Annotated in this window: 20 protein-coding genes; all 20 read right to left on the bottom strand. The window is 44.3% G+C overall.

Translation table 11 applies throughout. The features are described 5' to 3' along the window. Nucleotides 1-2: 2 nt before the first annotated feature. Nucleotides 3-479 carry a rod shape-determining protein MreD gene (gene mreD / locus ABD036_RS09570; protein WP_343859161.1) on the bottom strand — a complete coding sequence of 159 codons (477 nt, stop codon included), beginning with the start codon at nucleotides 477-479 and terminating at the stop codon, nucleotides 3-5. Then, nucleotides 476-1,351, bottom strand: a complete 876-nt coding sequence (gene mreC / locus ABD036_RS09565) for a rod shape-determining protein MreC (protein ID WP_343859158.1) — start codon at nucleotides 1,349-1,351, stop codon at nucleotides 476-478. The genes mreD and mreC overlap by 4 nt, the downstream gene beginning before the upstream one ends. Before the next feature lie 69 nt (nucleotides 1,352-1,420). After that, nucleotides 1,421-2,464, bottom strand: coding sequence for a rod shape-determining protein (locus ABD036_RS09560; RefSeq protein WP_343859155.1), 1,044 nt, complete (start codon nucleotides 2,462-2,464; stop codon nucleotides 1,421-1,423). 390 nt (nucleotides 2,465-2,854) lie between these two features. Further along, on the bottom strand, nucleotides 2,855-3,292 hold the full coding sequence (locus ABD036_RS09555; RefSeq protein ID WP_343859154.1) for a pilus assembly PilX family protein: 438 nt from the start codon (nucleotides 3,290-3,292) through the stop codon (nucleotides 2,855-2,857). After that, nucleotides 3,282-4,103 carry a prepilin-type N-terminal cleavage/methylation domain-containing protein gene (locus ABD036_RS09550; RefSeq protein ID WP_343859153.1) on the bottom strand — a complete coding sequence of 274 codons (822 nt, stop codon included), beginning with the start codon at nucleotides 4,101-4,103 and terminating at the stop codon, nucleotides 3,282-3,284. Before ABD036_RS09550 ends, ABD036_RS09555 begins: the two co-directional genes overlap by 11 nt. Beyond that, nucleotides 4,103-4,717: a type IV pilus modification PilV family protein gene (locus ABD036_RS09545; protein WP_343859152.1), complete on the bottom strand. Its 615-nt coding sequence runs from the start codon at nucleotides 4,715-4,717 to the stop codon at nucleotides 4,103-4,105. Before ABD036_RS09545 ends, ABD036_RS09550 begins: the two co-directional genes overlap by 1 nt. After that, on the bottom strand, nucleotides 4,704-5,237 hold the full coding sequence (locus ABD036_RS09540; protein WP_343859149.1) for a prepilin-type N-terminal cleavage/methylation domain-containing protein: 534 nt from the start codon (nucleotides 5,235-5,237) through the stop codon (nucleotides 4,704-4,706). Before ABD036_RS09540 ends, ABD036_RS09545 begins: the two co-directional genes overlap by 14 nt. Nucleotides 5,238-5,279: 42 nt before the next feature. Next, on the bottom strand, nucleotides 5,280-5,798 hold the full coding sequence (locus tag ABD036_RS09535; RefSeq protein WP_343859147.1) for a prepilin-type N-terminal cleavage/methylation domain-containing protein: 519 nt from the start codon (nucleotides 5,796-5,798) through the stop codon (nucleotides 5,280-5,282). A gap of 123 nt (nucleotides 5,799-5,921) precedes the next feature. Then, nucleotides 5,922-6,536, bottom strand: coding sequence for a prepilin-type N-terminal cleavage/methylation domain-containing protein (locus ABD036_RS09530; RefSeq protein WP_343859300.1), 615 nt, complete (start codon nucleotides 6,534-6,536; stop codon nucleotides 5,922-5,924). A gap of 56 nt (nucleotides 6,537-6,592) precedes the next feature. Beyond that, on the bottom strand, nucleotides 6,593-7,123 hold the full coding sequence (locus ABD036_RS09525; protein ID WP_343859145.1) for a hypothetical protein: 531 nt from the start codon (nucleotides 7,121-7,123) through the stop codon (nucleotides 6,593-6,595). A gap of 17 nt (nucleotides 7,124-7,140) precedes the next feature. Then, entirely contained in the window at nucleotides 7,141-8,373 is a 1,233-nt protein-coding gene (locus tag ABD036_RS09520) for a type II secretion system F family protein (protein ID WP_343859143.1), read from the bottom strand. After that, a complete protein-coding gene (locus tag ABD036_RS09515; RefSeq protein ID WP_343859141.1) occupies nucleotides 8,360-10,144 on the bottom strand; it encodes a GspE/PulE family protein in 1,785 nt (594 codons plus the stop codon). Before ABD036_RS09515 ends, ABD036_RS09520 begins: the two co-directional genes overlap by 14 nt. After that, the gene (locus ABD036_RS09510) at nucleotides 10,144-11,373 is read right to left on the bottom strand and encodes a tetratricopeptide repeat protein (protein WP_343859138.1); all 1,230 of its coding nucleotides are present in this window, start codon (nucleotides 11,371-11,373) and stop codon (nucleotides 10,144-10,146) included. Before ABD036_RS09510 ends, ABD036_RS09515 begins: the two co-directional genes overlap by 1 nt. After that, nucleotides 11,370-12,275 carry an ExeA family protein gene (locus ABD036_RS09505; RefSeq protein ID WP_343859135.1) on the bottom strand — a complete coding sequence of 302 codons (906 nt, stop codon included), beginning with the start codon at nucleotides 12,273-12,275 and terminating at the stop codon, nucleotides 11,370-11,372. The genes ABD036_RS09510 and ABD036_RS09505 overlap by 4 nt, the downstream gene beginning before the upstream one ends. 4 nt (nucleotides 12,276-12,279) lie before the next feature. Next, the gene (gene mshL / locus ABD036_RS09500; protein WP_343859132.1) at nucleotides 12,280-13,944 is read right to left on the bottom strand and encodes a pilus (MSHA type) biogenesis protein MshL; all 1,665 of its coding nucleotides are present in this window, start codon (nucleotides 13,942-13,944) and stop codon (nucleotides 12,280-12,282) included. After that, nucleotides 13,934-14,281, bottom strand: a complete 348-nt coding sequence (locus ABD036_RS09495; protein ID WP_343859130.1) for a hypothetical protein — start codon at nucleotides 14,279-14,281, stop codon at nucleotides 13,934-13,936. The genes mshL and ABD036_RS09495 overlap by 11 nt, the downstream gene beginning before the upstream one ends. Then, a complete protein-coding gene (locus tag ABD036_RS09490; protein WP_343859127.1) occupies nucleotides 14,274-14,954 on the bottom strand; it encodes an MSHA biogenesis protein MshJ in 681 nt (226 codons plus the stop codon). Before ABD036_RS09490 ends, ABD036_RS09495 begins: the two co-directional genes overlap by 8 nt. Continuing rightward, nucleotides 14,951-15,556, bottom strand: coding sequence for a PilN domain-containing protein (locus ABD036_RS09485; RefSeq protein WP_343859125.1), 606 nt, complete (start codon nucleotides 15,554-15,556; stop codon nucleotides 14,951-14,953). Before ABD036_RS09485 ends, ABD036_RS09490 begins: the two co-directional genes overlap by 4 nt. Continuing rightward, nucleotides 15,546-16,481, bottom strand: coding sequence for an MSHA biogenesis protein MshI (locus ABD036_RS09480; RefSeq protein ID WP_343859124.1), 936 nt, complete (start codon nucleotides 16,479-16,481; stop codon nucleotides 15,546-15,548). The genes ABD036_RS09485 and ABD036_RS09480 overlap by 11 nt, the downstream gene beginning before the upstream one ends. A gap of 357 nt (nucleotides 16,482-16,838) precedes the next feature. Next, a complete protein-coding gene (locus tag ABD036_RS09475) occupies nucleotides 16,839-17,657 on the bottom strand; it encodes a hypothetical protein (RefSeq protein ID WP_343859122.1) in 819 nt (272 codons plus the stop codon). Nucleotides 17,658-17,995 lie beyond the last annotated feature (338 nt).

The raw sequence follows: 17,995 nt of genomic DNA, 5'->3' as shown, positions 1-17,995 counted from the left end.
TATCAGGTAATTCTGAATTGTCGTCTGACCTTTCTGAGTAGGGCAAAAACCCATGGCCACATCAACATAGAGGGCAATACAGGCCATAAGTAATTGAATAGAAAATTCACATCAGTCTGTAGATGTTGTAACCAGAATACCAGCAAATGGTAAAGAGCTGAAAGTGTTCCAATGATTACCGATTGCTGCCAAATCGAATAATTTCTAAGGCGTTGGTAGTTAGCAGCCAAAACAAAGACGTTCACACACAATGCAAAGCTATGCACACCCAAACTTGTTCCCATGAGCACGTCCAGTACGATACCAATGAAAAATGCCACACCGACATTGACGCGATTAGGCAGCGCTAATGCCCAGTACGACAAGACCAATAAAACCCAATCTGGACGGAATTTATCGACGGTTAAAGGCATGGGCACTATTTGCAGTACCAGCGCAACGATGATGCTCAGGGCAATAATGTAGCTACGCAGTTTCATGGTACTGTCTCCAGCGCCCTCTCATAGTCTTGAAAGATGGGTCGCGTAGGTGCATCTTCTGGCCACAATAAAAGCAAGTAGCGTAAGCGGTCTAACTGCGCAATAGGGGTGGCCGTCACTTGGGCAAATGGACGACTTTCATCTAATACAATTGAAGTAATAATCGCGGTCGGATAGCCTTCCGGAAATACGTCTCCTAGGCCAGAAGAGACCAGCATATCGCCAACTTGGATATCGGCACTATGGGCGACATGTTCGAGCAACAATTCATCAAGTTCGCCCGAGCCATTGGCAATTAGACGCACATTATTGCGCGCGATACGCAGCGGAATTGCATGACTGATGTCCGCTAACAGCAGCACACGGCTGTTGGTGGTACCCACTTCCATAATTTGTCCCACTATGCCCTTATCATCCAGCACAGTTTGCCCTTCGTAAACTCCGTGTATCGCACCTTTATCGATGACAATCTGCAGACTAAAAGGGTTGTTATCAACGGCCATTAATTCGGTAACCATTTTCTCAGTGGGTGCGCTGATCGGTGATCCCAAAAGCAAACGTAAGCGGGTGTTTTCCTGCTGTAGTAATTCAAATCGTTGTAGCTTTTCCGACATAATAACCGCCTGCAAAGTCAATAGACGATTATCTTCCAAAAGTTTTTGATGCGAGGTGAATCGTTCTGCGCTGGAGCTGAGTATTTGACCCGGTAGACTGGCCACATATTGCAGTGGGCTAACAAGTGAATTTAGATACACTTTGATAGATGCAAAGCCGTCGTACTTGTGGTCTACAAAGATTAATACCACAGATAAGAATAAGGCCAACGCGAGTCTGCTGACTATGGATGGCCCTCTGGTAAACATGGTATTCATTTAAGGCTACACCCTTTAGTAAGGGCGGCATAGGTAACGCAACATCTGATCTTCAACATATTTATCAGACTATTCGTAACTAAACAGATCACCACCATGAATATCAATCATTTCGAAGGCTTTACCACCGCCTCGAGCAACACAAGTCAGGGGATCATCGGCGATGACAACTGGGATCCCAGTTTCTTCCATCAATAAGCGATCAAGGTCTTTCAACAAAGCACCACCACCGGTGAGCACCATGCCTCGTTCTGAAATATCAGATGCAAGCTCCGGCGGAGACTGCTCCAATGCCACCATAACGGCTGACACTATGCCAGTTAATGGTTCTTGCAAGGCTTCCAGAATCTCGTTGCTGTTCAACATGAACCCTCTAGGCACACCTTCGGCTAGATTACGGCCGCGTACTTCTATTTCACGTACTTCTTCCCCAGGGTAAGCCGCACCGATTTCATGTTTTATTCGCTCAGCCGTAGCCTCACCTATCAGTGAACCAAAGTTACGACGAATATAATTGATAATGGCTTCATCAAATTTATCACCACCGATACGCACAGAAGAAGAATACACCACACCATTAAGTGAGATGATCGCTACTTCGGTCGTACCACCACCGATATCAACTACCATAGAGCCGGTAGCTTCAGATACCGGCAAACCGGAACCAATAGCAGCGGCCATAGGCTCATCGATGAGGTATACATCTCGTGCACCTGCACCTAAAGCCGATTCACGAATAGCACGACGTTCAACTTGGGTAGAACCACAAGGAACACAAACCAAAACCCGAGGGCTAGGCTTTAAGAAGTTATTATCGTGAACTTGTTTAATAAAGTGCTGTAACATTTTTTCAGTCACGTAAAAGTCAGCGATAACACCGTCTTTCATAGGACGGATCGCTTTAATATTGCCCGGCGTTCTGCCCAGCATCTGTTTGGCTGCACTTCCTACTGCGGCGACGCTTTTCGGCCCACCGGCTCGTTCTTGGCGAATAGCGACAACGGATGGCTCATTCAGAACAATACCCTGTCCTTTAACATAAATAAGCGTATTTGCCGTACCGAGGTCGATTGATAAATCGTTCGAAAACATTCCTCGAAGCTTTTTAAACATGAACAGACCGCACCCTGTGATGTGAGAGATTAAATGAAGATCCGCTAACTTTACCAATGCCCCTGTTATTCAGCAAGCAAAGAGACGCGTAATACTAATAAAAACAATAAATGGGGCGCATTTTAGCTAATTACAATAGCTTACCCAATATATAAAAGATGTTTATTAGCATTGCATTAACAAACACCTAAATTTGTATCCGTTGGCTAATCTCCGTTAGTGATGAAACGGACAAGCAGATTAAATTCAGCACTATCTTTTAAACGCCTAATTGAAGATTGTGTCAGCCACCATTAGAGTAACTTGGGAGCGCATAGGAAACACATCAACACAAAGGGGAAGGACGCCGCGACTGACAATAATCAGCAACACACGGTAAAAAGCGCATGATCATTCCAAGATGGCATCTACCGCCACCGTTCGACTAGCCGTTACCTTTCCTGCCGTACAAATGCCAATACTTTGAAAACGATAATATTGCGTCGTTTCATCGACGAAGCCTGTGGTTAAACTGCAACTTGAAATGGTCAAGCACCTTTGTAATCCCGGCGTATTAGCAAACGATTTAGTATTAGTGCTACATACGCTGGCGCCATCTTGAGTCAAAGGGAAAGCTTTTTTAATCGTCAGCTCTAAAGAGGATTGTGCAGCTTGCAATGCCCTTGCTCCATACACTTCGTGGATCACCGCATCAGCTGAAGCAGATAATAACCGCACCATGGTCAATCCCAGAAGTGCCATGATGATGATGACAAATAACGAAATCACTAACATGCTGCCACGTTGTGAGTCTAATGAGCGAGCGAGGTATCCATGACTAAGGCGCATTGGGAATATGTACCTCGTTGTTAAACACCACCAACTCATCGTTCAATTCAAATCTCAACAACATTAAGATAAAAGCATTTCGAGTAAGTGTCGCTTGAGAAATTCGAAACGGTTTATCTTGGGCTGAGCCATTTAAATTATTCTGGATATTTTCAGCCATCAATACGCCATTACTCAAAGAAGTGCTCTGAGATGTATTAAACCCATAGTCGGCGTGACGATATATTTGTTTATTGGTAACGCAGTAACTCACAGGGCCACCAACAATATACGCTCGGGAACTTGGAGAGTCGGTACTAAATTGCACGTCACTGGTTAAGGTGATAATCAGTTTTTTATTATCATCGGGATCTAATGTAGGCGCACTATCAAGTAAAAATCGTTTTGATGCGCTCCCATAAACATCATTAATGGACGTTGGGTAGACCACGATGGAGTGCCCCGACTGATAGCTGTAGGTACTAGTACTGGCAGATGTTGCGACTACTTTAACGGTATCACTAGGGTCTTCCGGCGCTACCGGTATATCAAAATAGAAACTACTAAATAGTACGGGGACAAACTCAATACACTGAATACTGGCATCACCTCCGACACGCAAGCTATTAGGCAGAGCATTGGTCACTTCGCGCTTTAGGCGCTCCACCACGAATCGCCCTTCACTTAATATTTGGTCTCGCTCCACTACGTCCACGTAAATATCAGTACCGGTGCGAATAAAGCCGGCGATACCTACTGACACCACACCTAACACCACCAGCACAGTGACCAGCTCAATTAAGGTGAAACCTTTTGCATTGCCTTGGCGCATCAGTAATTACTCCGATACCTAGCAAACTGCAGGGTCTCGCCGCCTGGTGTATTAACATTGACCGTTATGAGCTTGGCGGTTTGATTGATATCGGCAACACCGTCCATGTTACCGTCATACACCACCGAAACAGAAACGCTAAAACCGGCATATAAAGTTTGGCCGTCAACGACCAAGACTTCACCTAAAGAATTGCGAATGATGGGGTCCGCTTGACCAGCCCCTTGTACCAAACCATTGTAATCGTCTACATCGTCAAAATTAGATTGGCTAGCAGTGCGCGACTCGCCTGGCTCAGGGCCTAAATCGGAGGCTGCCGTGCAGGCTATTTCACCGGCGTCATTAAAATCACCATCGGCGTTTAAATCATCATTACACCGAATACTTCCTCTACTGTTTTCGTCAAACGCTTTGGCACTAATCTCTCGAAGCAAAGTGCCGGCTAGCTCCGTAGCTCTAACTTGCATGATGGGATCTACACTGCGTCTCGCTTGTGGGAAGATAAGGGTAGTAACTAATGACAGAGCGATGCCAAAGATAACAATACCGACAATCATTTCAATTAAGGTGAAGCCAGTTTGTTTAACGCTATGGTTTGAGTTAATCACAGGCATGAATATATCCCTGAGATTCAATACAAACAGCGATGGTAGTTTCACCTCGCAATTCGATTCTTTTGCTACTGCCACAGTTTCCAGACGCTGTCGCAGGACAGCCCATACTATTGAATGAGATGGTGCCAGCTCCGTCAGTGATAGTGACATTATCAGCCGCCATTTCATCAATATTGGCCACTAAATACTGGGCATCTTCACTGCTATCTATGGTAGTAGCGCAAGTGTTTGCACGATTAGAATTAGCGTAATTGAGCGTGGGTGGACCAAAGGATGAATTACTTCCACCAAAGACGTTGACGAAAAAGCAAAATCCGCTACGAGTGTCGTTCATAGCTCGCTGTTGCATGGTGCGCAGCGAAGATATTAGGCGAGATTGGTAGGTATATTCCACCACGCTGCCAGTAGACTGGAAGCGTGGTGCAACACTAACCGCAAGAATCCCAAGCAACGCCATAACCATAATCAGCTCCAACAATGTGAAGCCGACAGGGCGTTTAGCGAAAGATTGAGTCCTCACTGTTGATCATCTGGAAACCAGTAATTAATTGGTTTCGCAGACTTAACAAGCTGACGTGTTAGCAACAATAGTAGGTGCACTGTTTGGCCCTGTTGCATCGGTGTAAAGTACATGACAGGTGTCTGCGCCAGTTCCTGTAGCTGTAAATGTGGAAGGTGCCGTCGCTCCAGGAACGATTGCAAAAGATTGTCCTCCCGCGACTGAGTTAAGGACAATTGAAAAATCTGTACCTAGTTCCAATTGTACCCATCCTGCCAGCATAGCAGCGGTCATAGTTTCAGCGTCTGGATAGCCATAATCAGTTTCTACGGTAACACCGCTAACCAATACTTGAGACGTAGCATCTTCTGCTGATGCATTTCCTTGCTCACCCGCAATGGCAGACTTGGCATATACCAATTGCGCACCACTTTGCAGTGCTGCTTTAACGCCTTGCAGGGTAGAAGCAGTCGCGTCACTGCTTAAGTTAATAAATCTTGGAGCAGCCGTCACTGCTAAGATGCCTAAGATCACAATGACAATGATCAGTTCAATTAAGGTAAAGCCGCGTTGTTGTTGCATAAGTGTATCCTCGGTTATCAGTTTGTATAATGTCTAAAATTTTATAGGTTTTATATAGTTAAGTTCAGTTATTAGGTATTTAATTTAATACCTAGTTATTATTTGAGCAGAAACGCGCTGCTACTAGTTATTACTAAATACGATCACTTGACCAATTCGAGGGTCGTATATGAAACCATTACCAACGTTTCTATCTGTTGGTTCTACTGTTCTATTTTTGATGGTTTGCGTCAGGTAGTAATAACAAATATCGTTGCCGCCAGATCCTGTGCCTTCACTTGAATTAGTAAAATAACGGAAATTTTCAAAAGGACGCTGCTCCCAACTTGAAGAGATTGTAGGTGCACTTTGCATAATAAGATTAAACACACTCTCGCAGTCCAAATCGTTGATACTATCGTCTTCGCTGCTAGAATCGTTACTTAATTGACCTGTAGGGTAGCCAGAGTCCATGTCAATACCAACTTGAACACCGTCAATCACCACAGATGAACTATTAGTGCCAAAGTTTTCTTGAGGTCGGCCTTCTAATTCCCACGCGGCGCGGACCAAACCCACTCCAGTGGCAAAACCACCGGCTACGCCTTCAACCGTAGCGTCTTCTGCGTCTTTGGTAATATCCAACATACGCGGTAAAGCAGTGGCGGCTAATAAGCCAAGCACAATCACCACCACAACTAACTCGATTAGAGTAAAACCTTGCTGTTTATTCTTCATGATCACTTTACCTTTCTCCATACCAGAGGTTTGCGTGGAATTGTTATTCATCTGATTTATGTTTGTGTGCATGCTGCTCACCTCGTTAACGTGCTGACTCGCCCATTGGCAAGTTGATATTCGAAACTTGGACCGACCGATAGGCGATAGCGACATTTTGCATCGTCTATAGCATCTGTCCCGTCAGTATCTGCAAAATATTCCGCAAACACTTTAAAACCTTTGATTTCCAATGGCATGTTAAGGATCATCTGCCATATTTTAGCGCACCCCTCTGCGCTCGCGCTAGCAACCGGATAACCGTTCAACCCCATTTGAATCGGTCGTCTGTCTTTTTCCACCGGCGATGCGTTGCCACCTGGTTGACTCTCGTAGTGCACTAACACTATCATCCTCGGTCTCCCTTCTGCCTGCCATTGCCAATGGCTGTTCGTCACACTTTGTGAAAAGCGTTGTTGCAAATTTTCCATTGCCAGATACTTCACATCAGGGTCACTATTGTTGAAGTACAGAACAAAACTAGTCATTAACGCAACAAACACAAACAACACCGCGATTTTACTAAATAGTGTGTTAGTGCTTTCTTGCCCCGCTTCGAATCTATCCACTCAATCAACACTCATTATTAGCTATCACCCTTATAAGCACCCATCATTTCCCACATTGGCGTAAATATTCCCAATGCTAAGATAAGTACCATAATCGCTACTATCACAATCAGAATAGGCTCAATTTTGGCGGTTAAGTTTTTCAGGTCGTAATCGACTTCGCGTTCGTAGTAATCTGCCACCTCGCCCAACAATTCATCGACTCGCCCGGTCTCTTCTCCAACCGTGATCATCTGCATTACTAAGGGCGTAAACATTTGGCTGGCATGCGCCACTCGCGACAAACTTTCGCCTTTTTCAATGCTGCGTCGCATATTGAGAATGCGCTCCCCCATAAAACTGTTATCGACCGCTTCTGCAACAAGGTTGAGTGCAGAGGTAAGAGGTACGCCTGACACTAGCATCATCGAAAAGCTGCGTGCAAAACGCCCTAATAAAGTACGTTCCAATACGCTACCGATAACCGGCAGACTGATTTTACGCTTGTCCCATTTGTATCGGCCTGCGTCGGTTGACAGATATCGTTTGACGGCAAATACAATAAGCCCAACCACGACCAACATAAAGGGCCATTTCGTCACAAACATATCGGACATACCCAGCAAAAAGCGGGTCATTAGCGGCAATTCTGCATCAAACTTTTCAAACATAGTAGCAAATATGGGTATCACCCAAATGTTCATCACCACTAATGCCGCCACCAAAGCAATAAGCACAAAAATGGGATAACGGGTTGCCGACTTTATTTGTTTACGGGTTTCTTGCTCTCTGACTAAGTAATCCGACAACTGTAAAAATGCAGCGTCCAATTTACCGGTATTCTCACCAACGTGGACAACGGATACAAATAGCTGATTAAAAATATGTGGGTGTTGATGCAAAGCGGATGAGAAGGTACGGCCGCGTTCGAGTTGCTCAACAACGTCTCGCAACGCCACCTGCATACGCTGTGAATTAGTCGTATCTGCCAGACCGTTGACAGCACGCAGAATCGGTATGCCCGACTTACTCAATGAATACATTTGGCGGGCAAAAATCACCAAATCTTCAAGACTGACCTTAGGCGTAAAGAAATTTATTTTCTTAATGACATCATTGTTGTCATCATCTTCCGATGCTTCATAAATATTCAACGGTGTGACGTTACGACCGGCGAGCATCTTCGCCGCGGTAGATGCATCTGCTGCATCGATAAGCCCGCTTGTTAAGTCGCCGTTGGCGGCGCGCCCTGTAAAGTTAAATTGCGCCATCATCCTCAGCCTGTTTATTTGCCTCGACTATCTCAGCTTCTATTTCTTTCTGGTCTGAGGCTTTGGAAGCTTCACTATCTGCTACCATTTCAACCAGACGAAGTACTTCATCAACGGTCGTGAAGCCCATTTTCGCATACGACAATGCCACACTGGCAAGAGGTGCATAGCTCGGATTAGCCAAAGCGGCGCGGCTAAATGCCACGGTATCCGAGATTTTTAATGCATCCATCATGGTTTCATTCATTTCTAACAGTTCAAACACACCGACACGGCCGCGATAGCCCTTTTGATTACAGTTCTGACATCCTGCACCTTTTTTGAAAGTGGCGCTTTTTGCACTGGCGTCAATATTGCCCAGCCAGAACATTTCCTCTTCATTAGGAGTGTAATCCACTTTACAGTTGTCGCAAATACGACGCACCAAACGTTGTGCAATGATTGCCCGCAACGAACTGGCGACCAAATAACCGGGCGCTCCCATATCGATTAGGCGAATAGCGCTACTGATGGCATCATTGGTATGCAGTGTGGAAAGTACTAAGTGACCGGTTAATGCACCTCGCAGACCGATTTCGACCGTTTCTGCGTCACGCATCTCCCCCACCATGATGACGTCTGGATCTTGACGCAATGTGGTACGAAGGACATTGGAAAAGGTCAGGTCAATTTTACTATTAACTTGCACTTGGTTAACCCGTTGCAGTCGGTACTCAACGGGGTCTTCAACGGTAATAATTTTGGTGTCTGGCGTATTCAATTCACTCATCGCGCCATACAAAGTAGTGGTTTTGCCCGACCCCGTGGGTCCAGTAACCAAAATCATGCCATGGGGGCGTTTGAGCAAGGTACGAACACGGCGTAATATCGGCCCTGGCATACCGGTTTGGTCTAAAGTGAGCAATCCTGCTGACTGATCAAGCAATCGCATAACCACAGATTCGCCATTTTGCACCGGCATGGTCGAGATCCGCACATCGACAATGTGACCTTTTACTTTAATTTGCGTACGGCCATCTTGGGGCAGACGTTTTTCTGAGATATCCAAGCCTGACATCAGCTTTAGACGCAAAACCAGCGCTGACGCAATGTTCTTCTCTTTAATAATATTTTCTTGCAATACGCCATCAACACGTTGGCGAATGCGTAATAACCCCTCGTCAGGTTCGATGTGAATATCGGACGCTTTTGCCTGTACCGCATCATCGAAAATAGATTGCAGTAAACGCGCTACTGCGGTGTCTTGTTCGCCCTCAAGACCGGTTGTGAAATCGAATTCATTTTCACTTTCATACTCTTCCGCCAGTTCTTGAGCAAAAGACGCAATCTCTTCAGTACGTCGATAAAACGTGTCGTAAGCTTCAAATAACTGTGCTTCGGCAACAACTGCCAAGCTAAGTGGCTTAGATAACATTGACGACAGCGCATCCACAGCATTGATATCAGCCGGATCTGTCATGCCAATTAATAAGGTGTCACCTTTATCATCCAATACAATGGCGCGATAACGTCTGGCTTGCACCTCGGGCAACAACTTAACGTGATCCGGATTAACTCGATAATCTGGAATATTAATAAGCGGTAAATTTAAGTGCTTTGACAAAAAGGTCAGTAAGTCATTTTCAGACACAAACCCTTTTTCTACCAGCACGACACCTAACTTACGACCCGACTCACGCTGTGCAGATAATGCCTCCATCAATTGCGGTTCGGTAATGATGTTATTTTGTACCAGCGAATCGCCTAGGCGGACCTTAGTCTTTGGTTGCATCAGTTCACCCCAGCCAAATAGTGAATTCTTTGTTCAACAAATCTATCTACCTCTACCGATAATTGTGCTAATTGTTTAGCATTTTGATAGGCAGTTAACGCCTCTTTGTTATTACCTAATCGTTCTTCTGCCACTGCTAAACCCAGCCACCATTTCGCGTTTGCCGGCTGATTGAGAGTAAGTTCGTGATAATCTTGCTGTGCATGAGAAAAGCGCTCTACCTGTTGAGCAAGAGCCGCCCGGTAAGACACAAAATCGGGAGATAATGCTGCCGATACAGGATAATCCACTAATAAATCATGTGCTTTACTTGGGTTTTTCATTTGCACATGCATTTTGGCCTGCATAAGTCGCAACTCTTGGTTATCTGGTTGCAGATCTATACCTTGCTGTAAGACAGTATCAGCCTGATTACGCTTACCTTGCGAAAACAACATCGCGGCCAATCGCTTTCTGGCTTTTTCATTTTCAGGTGACACTTGCACCAGCTTGGTAAGGAGTTCTGTGGCCGTAGTCTCATCACCACGCTTTAAAGCAACTTGAACTTGCTGGCGCAAATCAGACTCAGTTTGCGCTTCGCTACTGGACTTTACATTGAACTGCTGTTTATTTGGCTCACTCGCCGATGCCGTGACCACGCCAGTTAATTCTTGTGAAGCCTCTGATCTCACTTTCATCGGGGCTTTAGCTATGTTGCTCGCTGGCGTTTCGGCCTTAGTATCCACCATCTGAGGAAGCTCAGACTCATCACGCTTAGTAGTCGACGCGGTTAGTTGGCTCGTCTCATCTTGCGCACTTTGCGCGACTGGGGCGATAGAATTTTGCGTCAGTTGAGCCTCTGTTAACTGCGCTGCAGCCATATCAGCGTCGCTGAGCCTAGTATTTTGAGTAACTTCAACATTTGCTGCACTTTTGGCATCTTGATTTTGCGAAGGCACAGATTGTATTGCCTCGACATGATCGGTTTGGTTTGTATCTGTTGGCATTGTAGGCGCTGGCTTTTCAGCCGCTGCTACATTTTGTGCTGCGCTAGGATCTTTTTTGATCTGAGCAACCCCCTGCAAATAGGAGGCATAGCCATACCAACCCGCACCAATCAGCAGTAAAAGTATAAACACCAAACTCCAAGGGAATTTTCTTTGCGGCTCAGACGCTTGGTAATCAGCACTGGTATCGGGCTGAGCTTTACGTGCTTCGAGATCTTGCAGCATCTTGTTAACTACACTCATTGCATCCACCCTTCATAAATAAAGGTGGCGGCAACGGCTAAAACGATCAGCGTGGCGATCAATACAATAAGGCGAAAATGTTTATTGGGTAGAATAGCCGCTTCGGTATCTTGAATCGCCATTTCCACATGCTGCATTGACACTTGCTGCTTACCCTCACCATAGGCCAACATCAAGGCCTTGTGACAGAGCACGTTCACGATCCGCGGCGTGCCCTTACTGGCTTTAAACATGCGTTCACAACACTTTCGATTGAACACTTCACCGCCTTTATAACCCGCAACCGCCATACGATGACGTACATATTGATATAACTGATCGGCATCCATCAACGTTAAAGTGTAGGAAAAGGTAATCCGTTGTTTAAGCTGTCTTAACTCAGGTAGCGCAAGCTTTTCATCTAATTCCGGCTGTCCAAATAATACTACTTGCAGTAATTTACGTGATTCAGTTTCTAAATTGGTCATCAATCTAAGCGCTTCAATACTCTCCATTGGCAGAGCCTGCGCTTCATCAATGATCAAAACCACACCTTTATTTTGCTGATGAACATGGATAAGGCGCTGTTGGATCCTATGGGTAAATTCTTGTTGGTCCGAGTGATCCGTAAGCGTCACATTCAATTCACTGGCCACAGAACGACGCAGTTCAATCGGACTCAAATAAGGATTCGGGATATAAGCAGTTAAGAAATTGTCAGGTAACTCGTTCAACAGTTTACGACATATGAGAGTTTTCCCGGTACCGACTTCACCCGTTACTTTAATAAAGCCTTCACCCGTTTTTAACGCCGTAACGAGCACAGCTATGGCTTCTTTGTGACTGGGAAGTCCAAAGAAGAAGCTGGTGTTGGGCGTTAAAGTAAAAGGTAATTCCTTTATACCGTAATGGTAAAGGTACATAACGTTATTCCACGTATAACCAATCTGCCATCTGGTCGCGGCTTTGCTTAAGCTGTTGCTTCCAGGTATTTGCATCCACCACTGTGGGCTTCAATAAGATGACAAGCTCTTTTTTCGTTTGCACGTCATTCTTACTCTTAAATAAATTGCCTAAGATCGGAATATCACCCAAAAATGGCGTTTTAGAATCACGTTCTGACACCATTGATTGCATCAATCCGCCAATGACCACTATCTCTCCAGAATTTGCATGAATAACCGTATCTGATTCGCGAATATTACTTTGCGCCAGAGGTAAGACAAAACGCTCTTCATTTAGGGTGATCACTTTTTCCTGCTCATCGGTTTCGATGACTGAGGGGTGAACATGCAATAATACACCGCCGTTTGCATCAATTTGCGGGGTTACATCAAGTGCAATACCGGAGAAAAAGGGTGTTAGTTCTATGTTTGGCGTGACCGTAGTACTGCCAGAGGTAATGGTATTCTGATTAGAAACTTCGGTAACAAAATACTCGTCATCCCCCACTTTGATCACGGCTTTTTGATTGTTTGTTGCCGTGACCCTTGGGCTAGACAGAACCTGCACATTACCTTGAGTTTCTAATAACGTCAGCACACCAGAAAAATCTTCATTCAAGAATGACAAGCTGGTGATATTACCAATAGCCGCTGAAATTTGATTACCGAAAGTACCCGCAGTGGTGGAGAAATTAATCTCGGTGCTGCCGCTGCGATTGGCGATTTGATTCCAGTTTATCCCTTGTTGATATTCATCATTAAGAGAGACTTCAATGATGCGCGCTTCAAGCACCACCTGACGTTTAACAATCTCTTCTGATACTTTCAAGTAGTCACGTACACTGCGGATTTCAGTAGGCATAGCACGAACAGTAACTAAACCAGCTTGAGGCGTTACCATCACCATGCGCCCCTCATCCGTACCTACCATAGATTGCAGGGTAGCTTGTAAGTCTTTCCAAAAATCGGTTTCAGTTGAGGTGCTGATATTAGTGCCATTGACGTTGTTACTGCTCATTCCGCCGCCAATATTATTGCCACTGGATGCGTTGCCACTAAAGTTATTTACACCGTTGCCACCGCCAGAACCACTACCTTGATTTCCTTCAGCTTGGGAAACTCCGCCAGAGGTAATGCTAGTTTGGGTCATTCCGGTACGCTTCATCAATAAATAGTTAACTGGGAAGGTTTCGGTTCGCATACCAGACGGGAAGATACGAAATATCTGATCCATTTTTTGTACATCGTAGCCATACAACTCCGACACCAAGTTAAATACCTGCTCCAGTGTCACTTGTTTGAGGCTAAGCGAAATATTACCGGATACTTCAGGATGTATTGCGACGCTATAGGGCGTGTCTGAAACCAAACCTGCAAAAAAGCTCACGGCTGACACATCTTGAGCACTGATGTCGTACTTCTCTTCGCCAAATAGCGGCTCTTGCGACAGGCTTTGATCAGGCAATAAAGCCATACTCACTGCGTCTGGTAAATTATCAAGTGGCTCGGCGCTGCTGCTTTGCATAGCGTCAACTTGTTCCTGCATTGCAGTGTCCATTGATTTCTGTGCCAGCCCCGTTTCAGATGTGGATTTACAGCCAGTGATTACCAGCGCCAAAACCAAGATTGAGAGTTGCTTAGTAGTCATTCGATGCATCTTTTTTAATTGAGTTTTGATTAATGAATAATTCTGTTTCGCGTCCTTGCGTAACCAGGACTACGCCATTCTTGTGGATCATTTTCACTGTATTACCTTTCCAATTCTGCCCCTCTGCAACTGACTCACCATTTAATACCGCAAGTTTGCTAGCGCCTTTAATGAACACCGCTGAAACAACAATAGTTGAATTTGAGGTATCAGTTGAATCTGACTTTACCGAGGTTCCAGCGGTAAAGCCCTGAGGCTGCGTTGGATCAACTAATTGTTGAGCCTGTATGTTGCACGTTGCCAGTAAAAGAACTGCAACAAGTATCTTTCTACCCATTATTCCACACTCCTATAAAGGCGCGATTGGTGCTCAGCGTGTAAATTTCAATTTGCACTTGAGCATTAGGATATTCATCTACCTGATAACTGAACTTCTTCCAGTAAAATTGATAAGGTAGGGCTTCGACTCTTTGCAGATACTTTTGAATATCAAAGTAGCTTCCTTGCAGCGTAAGTTGCACGCCATGTTGATACAAGTTTACGTCGGTTAACTCATTTTTATCGTCAATCGCCAGCATTGCTGTAGGAGCGATAGATCGCATTTCCATTAATTTTAATCTATCAAATTGAGCAAACACGCTTTCCAACAGTTTCGACATTTGATTCGCTGGGACAAGATCCTTAGTTTGCGCGGCAAGTGCATTATCCGCGCCTATAATTTGCTTTTGAATACTACCTAAACGCGCTTTTATAGGTGTGTTTGGGTCATCGAGCAATGCTTGCTGTAGCGCATTGATTTCAGTGTCTAGCCGTTCAATTTCACCAGCCTGACGCTGCTCTTCCATTTTTTGCTTATCCCACAGCACCAATTTGGGTTCGATGAAAAATACATAGCCGCCCAACAAAACACAGGATAGTGCGGCTATTAACGCCAACATCCTTTCCCGTTGGGTTAATTTAAGAAATTTAACTTGTAGCTCTTGGTATTTCTGGGCGTAAGATTGACTCATTTTCCGCCCCCTTTGACATCATCAAGCTCTGAACTTAACACAAAATTAAGCATTTCTTGTTCATTTCGTACCATTCGCGCCCCGGCGAACTCAGTGCCCGCAAAATACTGCGCTTGATTGAGCTTGGATATCCATTTCGGTAAAGCTTCAGAATTTGAGGTCGTGCCCTGTAAATAGAGTTTGCGTTCATCCAATAAAATATTGGTTAGCCAAAGTGAAGATTGGTGGTTCGCAGCTAAGTCTTGCATTAACGCTGAAAAGCCATTGCTGCGTTGTGACTCACGATTGCTTAGCTCGTTCAATATGGTTAGTTTAACGTCCAACTCCTGCTGATTTTTTTCTATTGCTGCAAGAATCGACTTATCTTGGGTGCGGGAGTCTTTCGCTTCACGCAAGGTGTCGACAAGGAATTTTTTTTGTTTCACATTCATCAGCAATGTGTCGATTGAATGTTGGGATTCACGATATTGCAATTCAGCCCAAGTCCATCCCGCGATGATCAAACACACAGATAACACAGATAAGAAAACCAAAAACCCAAGATTCAACAGGATTATTTGCGGTTTTAGTTCATCTCTAAAAAAATTGATTCTATTCTTCATGATGCAGCCCATTTTGCTCTTTATAGGCAGCGCCTAAACTACCTATCAAGCTACTACGAAAATGCAAATCGTCGGTTCCAACAACTTCAGGCGACAAGGGCTCGACGGTCATAAAGGTTAATTGTTGCATTATTTCTGTCAGTTTTTGTAAATGCGGCGATTCAACACCGAGCAATATTTTCTTCACTGGCGCTTGGCGTAGTTGGCTTTCAAAATAGTCCATCGAACGTTGTATTTCGACACTGAGATTATCGCCCACCCCCATTTGTAGCTCTTGCTCGCTAAATGTGGATAGGTTTTCATATCCTCTTAATCGTCTTGAGAAATAAACATCGCCACGTTTAACGATATTCAGACAAATATCTTGCCCTGGTTCTTGTACTAATGTCAGCACGGCGTCATCGCTTTTTTCAAGCATATCAGCCACTGCCAACTCAAGTATACCGATACTTTGAAGCTCTAAACCAGCGTCAATAACGCCGTCGCTTAACTCAACAATTTCCGACTTGACCATTGCCACTACGTTGACTTTATTGGCGCCAGAGCTCTGCGCTGGCAAGTCGAAATATTCAACAATGATATCTTCTTGATGAGGCATAAGGTCTTTCACTGTCCACACCAATGCTTGTGACAGCTCAGCATCGTCTACTTGTGGCTTGTCGACTTGTTGAACTTGATATTTACTCGCTGCGAAAACAATATGACAGGGGGTGTTGCTTAATGATTCAGATGAGACGTAATCACGGAGATGTTTTTGCCAGTCATGAGTAGGCAATAATTGCTGCTTAACCCAACGAACAGTTTCTTTATCTTTAATTAAAACAGATACTTGTATTGAATCAATACCAAACTCGATACCGACAGAGTAGAATTTCGATGGCTTTTTCAAGCGCTGTTTGATGTATTGACGCCAGCCTGCATGCATAAAGAAAACTTTTTATATTTTATTTATAATCAATCTATTACACCAAACTTTATAGCAAAGCGCCACATAAAACACTAGTCAATTGCGCTAATTGAACCGAAAAAAAATTTACCGCTTTGGATATCTGTTGTCTTTTACAATTTTAAAGACTGCAATTCCCCCTCGGAATCATGCGCTTGGCGTGTCGTACGTGCATAGAAATTAGTTTAGGTTGAGTAATAACGTCCTAGCTTGTCTGCGAGTATTCTGTGAGTTGACTGATATAGCTGCGGTGAAGTTGCTCCCGAAGTATCAACTTAGCCCCCCTTAGTTAGCTTCAAGTCTACCCAGCAACTCCCAAAAATCGGGATCCATATCTCATTCTCCAATGATCGGATTATGTAAATCGAAAAATAGTTTGTCGTTCCATTGACTCAAAGGAAATAAAGAGGATGTAGCCTTGTGCTGGGAAATGTAGTCAAAGAATTCGCCAGATTGTTGCATCTGCTGTAATCCCTTTTCAATCCGTTGGGCCAATAACGTGTTACTTTTGGCAACAAAAAAATAGACCGGGGCAGGGTAACGTAAAATGATATGTGGAACACGTGCAAGAGCACCATATTTGTGATTATAAAGTGTCAGCTCATTGTCTATCTCACTAATGCCTCGGGGATAATAATCGCACCTTTCGTACTCCAACATTGCGATCATGGCATCTTCATCAGTAACCCGCGCGACTAAATAACCATTGGCCTCTAAAATATCAGAGTCTGGCCAATCGATTCCCTGACAGGCAATATACTTTTTTAACGCTTCTGCCTCCCCTATCTGCTCAAACTCATTCAGCCTACTCGCTTTAATCAGAAGTACTCGATGTCCAAGCATCCCCAGCAACAGCGGGACTTTAACAGCGGTCAGATCATGCTCCCTTTGTCTACTTGTCATCGTATGCATAACGTCAAGTCGTTGACCACTGTTAATAAACGTCATTATTCTGGTTTGTTGATAGGAAATAGCCACATGTTCAAGTTCGTAGGAGTTATATTCAATGACCGTGTTCGACATTGCCTTGTCTAATAGTCCAAAAAAATAATCCTGCTCCGAAGGCTGGTTAGGATTGTAATTCAACACCCTCACTTTCTGGATTGAGCTGTCATTTTGTGCATGCGCAAAATGGCTACCCAAGTTGATCGCCATGTAAATTAACAACACCCAAAATGCCGCCAACTTACGAAAATGATTAGTTAAAAAGTCACACAAACACGGTATCTCAAAGTAGAATTTCTCTCCCTGAAGTATTGTCGGTTCGATGAATATTGTCCAATTAAGGAAGGGGCGAATAACCTTTAAACGATTGGGGAAACTGAATTTCGCGCTGAATCTGCAGTCACAAATGTCAGCCTTTTTTACACTTGACGTTTTACTTAAAAACCACAAGCTTTCGTACAAATATAAATTAGTATGTTATTCAGTTGAATAGTTTAAAAATAAATCAACATCTTTAGAGCGGTACATTTATTGCTCACTTTTTAACC

The sequence above is a fragment of the Aliiglaciecola litoralis genome, from assembly GCF_039523355.1.
GTDB classification, from domain to species: domain Bacteria; phylum Pseudomonadota; class Gammaproteobacteria; order Enterobacterales; family Alteromonadaceae; genus Aliiglaciecola; species Aliiglaciecola litoralis.
The sequence above is the reverse complement of the archived record's forward strand: the minus strand, read 5'-3'. Positions and strand labels throughout refer to the sequence as shown.

What these genes read in the sequence shown, in the direction of transcription:
- mreD (WP_343859161.1), bottom strand. Translation starts at nt 479, where the DNA reads ATGAAACTGCGTAGCTACATTATTGCCCTGAGCATCATCGTTGCGCTG.
- mreC (WP_343859158.1), bottom strand. Translation starts at nt 1,351, where the DNA reads ATGAATACCATGTTTACCAGAGGGCCATCCATAGTCAGCAGACTCGCG.
- ABD036_RS09560 (WP_343859155.1), bottom strand. Translation starts at nt 2,464, where the DNA reads ATGTTTAAAAAGCTTCGAGGAATGTTTTCGAACGATTTATCAATCGAC.
- ABD036_RS09555 (WP_343859154.1), bottom strand. Translation starts at nt 3,292, where the DNA reads ATGCGCCTTAGTCATGGATACCTCGCTCGCTCATTAGACTCACAACGT.
- ABD036_RS09550 (WP_343859153.1), bottom strand. Translation starts at nt 4,103, where the DNA reads ATGCGCCAAGGCAATGCAAAAGGTTTCACCTTAATTGAGCTGGTCACT.
- ABD036_RS09545 (WP_343859152.1), bottom strand. Translation starts at nt 4,717, where the DNA reads ATGCCTGTGATTAACTCAAACCATAGCGTTAAACAAACTGGCTTCACC.
- ABD036_RS09535 (WP_343859147.1), bottom strand. Translation starts at nt 5,798, where the DNA reads ATGCAACAACAACGCGGCTTTACCTTAATTGAACTGATCATTGTCATT.
- ABD036_RS09530 (WP_343859300.1), bottom strand. Translation starts at nt 6,536, where the DNA reads ATGGAGAAAGGTAAAGTGATCATGAAGAATAAACAGCAAGGTTTTACT.
- ABD036_RS09520 (WP_343859143.1), bottom strand. Translation starts at nt 8,373, where the DNA reads ATGGCGCAATTTAACTTTACAGGGCGCGCCGCCAACGGCGACTTAACA.
- ABD036_RS09515 (WP_343859141.1), bottom strand. Translation starts at nt 10,144, where the DNA reads ATGCAACCAAAGACTAAGGTCCGCCTAGGCGATTCGCTGGTACAAAAT.
- ABD036_RS09510 (WP_343859138.1), bottom strand. Translation starts at nt 11,373, where the DNA reads ATGAGTGTAGTTAACAAGATGCTGCAAGATCTCGAAGCACGTAAAGCT.
- ABD036_RS09505 (WP_343859135.1), bottom strand. Translation starts at nt 12,275, where the DNA reads ATGTACCTTTACCATTACGGTATAAAGGAATTACCTTTTACTTTAACG.
- mshL (WP_343859132.1), bottom strand. Translation starts at nt 13,944, where the DNA reads ATGACTACTAAGCAACTCTCAATCTTGGTTTTGGCGCTGGTAATCACT.
- ABD036_RS09495 (WP_343859130.1), bottom strand. Translation starts at nt 14,281, where the DNA reads ATGGGTAGAAAGATACTTGTTGCAGTTCTTTTACTGGCAACGTGCAAC.
- ABD036_RS09490 (WP_343859127.1), bottom strand. Translation starts at nt 14,954, where the DNA reads ATGAGTCAATCTTACGCCCAGAAATACCAAGAGCTACAAGTTAAATTT.
- ABD036_RS09485 (WP_343859125.1), bottom strand. Translation starts at nt 15,556, where the DNA reads ATGAAGAATAGAATCAATTTTTTTAGAGATGAACTAAAACCGCAAATA.
- ABD036_RS09480 (WP_343859124.1), bottom strand. Translation starts at nt 16,481, where the DNA reads ATGCATGCAGGCTGGCGTCAATACATCAAACAGCGCTTGAAAAAGCCA.
- ABD036_RS09475 (WP_343859122.1), bottom strand. Translation starts at nt 17,657, where the DNA reads ATGGCGATCAACTTGGGTAGCCATTTTGCGCATGCACAAAATGACAGC.